Annotated in this window: 4 protein-coding genes; 2 read left to right on the forward strand and 2 right to left on the reverse strand. The window is 45.4% G+C overall.

Annotation, left to right across the window (positions count from 1 at the left end; translation table 11 throughout):
* Positions 1 to 182: 182 nt before the first annotated feature.
* The gene (locus VIN66_RS12035) at positions 183 to 575 is read right to left on the reverse strand and encodes a MerC domain-containing protein (protein WP_226767461.1); all 393 of its coding nucleotides are present in this window, start codon (positions 573 to 575) and stop codon (positions 183 to 185) included.
* A 172-nt stretch (positions 576 to 747) separates the two neighbouring features.
* On the opposite strand from VIN66_RS12035, the gene priC reads away from it, so the two are divergent.
* Complete coding sequence (gene priC, locus VIN66_RS12040; RefSeq protein ID WP_134057601.1) at positions 748 to 1,056, forward strand: primosomal replication protein PriC; 309 nt, start codon at positions 748 to 750, stop codon at positions 1,054 to 1,056.
* 82 nt (positions 1,057 to 1,138) lie between these two features.
* Complete coding sequence (locus VIN66_RS12045; protein WP_331924203.1) at positions 1,139 to 1,390, forward strand: hypothetical protein; 252 nt, start codon at positions 1,139 to 1,141, stop codon at positions 1,388 to 1,390.
* Here VIN66_RS12045 and VIN66_RS12050 read toward each other — a convergent pair whose 3' ends face one another.
* The gene (locus VIN66_RS12050) at positions 1,391 to 1,921 is read right to left on the reverse strand and encodes a DUF3016 domain-containing protein (protein ID WP_331924204.1); all 531 of its coding nucleotides are present in this window, start codon (positions 1,919 to 1,921) and stop codon (positions 1,391 to 1,393) included.
* Positions 1,922 to 2,058: the final 137 nt, after the last annotated feature.

Consider the following 2,058-nt stretch of genomic DNA (forward strand, 5'->3'; position numbering starts at 1 on the left):
AGCGGATTTATATCTACTCATGTTATTTACTTCCTCATTTGCTGGTTACAAACGAGCGAAGTATCTAACATGGGTACTCTACGGGCATAGCCCCGACTAAACGATCACCACCTCCATAGGAGGTGGTTTAAGGCTGACAACTAAAAATCCCGCCGTGGCGGGATTTTTTTATCAGGTTCTGTTTAGTGGTCATCTTCACAACTGTTACAGCTGTTACAAAGCCGCATGTTCATAATATGCGCCAGTACCACCAGGGTAGCCCCAACCATTAGTACAGCATGCTCGTATTCGTGACCCCAGACATCTTTTTGCCAGTAAATAAAACCGCCTAGAAATAACGAGTAAAACGGATACAGCTTGCGATGATAGCGATGAAAACCAATAAACAGGGTGATGAAACCCAGCACCATAGTGATCAGTAATACAATTCTCTCAAACGCATGGTTATGGCTTGCCGTTAAACCCAGTAAAGGCAATAGAGGTAAAATAACAGGCAGCATAATGCAGTGAATGGCACAAAGCGATGTCACTGTGATACCCACTTTATCAAATACGCTTCTTACTGTTGCTAACACTCTGCTTACTCTGAAAGCCTATGCCGGATAAACGAGATAATATAACAAAACACTTATTAAAGGAATGGGCAGGAATAAAAATAACGCCAAGCATAACAGGTAAACCAACACAGGCTGAATACCATTGGCGCTTATGGCATAATGGCGCTACTTTTCATGGCTTGGTCAATCTATGGACGCTTTACTAAATCAGCTCGATGACAACTTAAAAGAATTATACCGCAAGGCGCTGGATGCTGACGCTTTGCTCGACAACCTGCAACAGCAAGGACATGGCAAACATCAACGTATTTTTGCCGATAACACTCTGTTTCAGGCATCGAGTAATCGTTTTATGCCCTATCTGGCCGAAACAGCGGAGCAGGTAGCCGCCATGAGACAAAGTCAGCAGTTTAACACTGCCACTTTGCAGCGCGTAGTTAAGCAGTTAAAACAGTTGCACCAAACATTAGCCGAATTTCGCACTGTTATAACTAAATGAAATAGACATCTCATCTTGTTCAAAAAACAATCTAATGGAGTTTCTGCGCTACACTAATCTAAAGAGATAATTGGAGGTGCCCATGTCTGCATTAAGTAGTACGGCATTGACCAGCAACCAGATAGCCGTCAGGCCGAACCAGATACCTGAACGTACAACAACCGCATCTGCTGTACTGGCGGGCTCCGCTACAACTGCAGCGCCCGATACAGACGCAGAGCCACGGCGTGAGATTGTACGAGTGAGTAGTAGTATTGGCCGGGCGGCCTCTGCCGGACAGCTGAGCCGGCAAGAAGCGGTCGATATTTACCGGCAAATTGCCAGCTTACTGTAGTTACTGGCTAACCTTAGGTAAGGCTTGCGCATATTGTTCTACTTTAGGTAGCAGTTCTTTGCTGAACCAGTCTTCCAGCATCTGGCGCTCATAGCGCAATTCATCAGAATTATTTACTGAATTGAGCGTCTGCATAAAGCCCATATCACGCAGTTTTTCCTCTGCGCTGGCGACTTCCTCACCGTGCTTATCACGTACAACATAGCTGAATTTAATAGCCGGGGAGTAAATATCTTTCACCACACGCAGCGGATTACCCGCGCCACCGGCAAAATAGTCTACATCACCGGCCAGGTCCAAATCGGTCACTGTGACTTCCCACTTATATCCCTCTGGCAACTTGCCAGCCAGCTCAGCAAAAAAACTATCAAACTTTTTCAAGATCCTTTCCCGGTAAGCTTTACGGGTATCATTTGCCGGGCGGATATCCGTGAATTTCTCCGGCTGCTGCCACTGCACTGAAACTTCACCTGCTTGCGCTGTACCAACAGTTAAGAGGCTTAAACCACATAGGAATAGTATTTTACGCATAACCGTTCTCCTGTATCTGCTAAGGCTTAGCGCCTGCAATGCTGTGTTAGAGGCTATTCGCTGGTATAAGTTTAATGTAGACCCAACTATACCCCTAACCAAACGAATACCGCTGAACTGTTTTGTATAAATATGTA

The organism is Rheinheimera sp., from assembly GCF_036568245.1.
Lineage (GTDB): Bacteria > Pseudomonadota > Gammaproteobacteria > Enterobacterales > Alteromonadaceae > Alishewanella.

Coding starts and splice junctions, on each gene's coding strand:
- priC (WP_134057601.1), top strand. CDS start 748: ATGGACGCTTTACTAAATCAGCTCGATGACAACTTAAAAGAATTATAC.
- VIN66_RS12045 (WP_331924203.1), top strand. CDS start 1,139: ATGTCTGCATTAAGTAGTACGGCATTGACCAGCAACCAGATAGCCGTC.
- VIN66_RS12050 (WP_331924204.1), bottom strand. CDS start 1,921: ATGCGTAAAATACTATTCCTATGTGGTTTAAGCCTCTTAACTGTTGGT.